Genomic DNA, 764 nt, shown 5'->3' on the forward strand with positions numbered 1-764 from the left:
TTAAATCTGCAAGCCTTATCGCCAGACACCGAAGCGCTGACCCATCGAGGTCATATTGCCACCCGTCACACCAACGACCAAGGGGAAGAGGTTCACACTCGTATTGTCAACATGGGACTGTCAAGGCTGCCTGGCGATTATCGTCTTTATGCATTGCCAGAGGCATTTTCCTCTATCCGCAACGTTTCACGTAATATCACCTGCCCTCATCGCGTAACATTGAATTTCCGTAATGAGCCAACGGGTAAACAAAATGCAGATAATGACAACAAGATAAAAGACCTCACCAAAACGGTGAACAGTCAAATGGCGCTGCTCGCGCCAACGGCAGAAGATGAACTTAAAGAGCGTAAAGCCCTACAAAAAGGTCTTTTATCTAAAGAGTTCACCATTGCCTCCATGGTGTTGACGGTCTCTCTCTTTACGGACAAAAACCGTCAAAAGAAAGACACGCAAGCAGCAAAAGAGTCTTTCAGTAATGCCGGACTCGATATCATTCCACTGAAAATGAATCAGCCACAAGCGCTGCTCTCCACGCTGCCTTTTATGATGAGTGAAGGACTATGGGGTGACTGCAAAAAAGCCGGGCGAGTTCGCACATTAAAAAGCTCCAACCTAGTTAACTTCTTTCCGCTCATCATGGACTTTTGCCAGCTCAAAGGCGGGGTGTTGCTTCCGACGATGCGCCAGCAAATCTCTTTCTTTGACCCTTTTACCTGTGGCAGTGATAACCAAAACATCGCCTTAACCGGTGGCTCTGGGGC

At 47.8% G+C, this 764-nt stretch carries 1 protein-coding gene; it reads left to right on the forward strand.

Translation table 11 applies throughout. The annotated features are described in order from the left end of the window. A partial coding sequence (locus OH459_RS28040) for a TraC family protein (protein ID WP_269989896.1) occupies nt 1–764 on the forward strand: 764 nt, incomplete at both ends.

The organism is Vibrio sp. MM46, assembly GCF_027587135.1.
GTDB lineage: Bacteria > Pseudomonadota > Gammaproteobacteria > Enterobacterales > Vibrionaceae > Vibrio > Vibrio harveyi.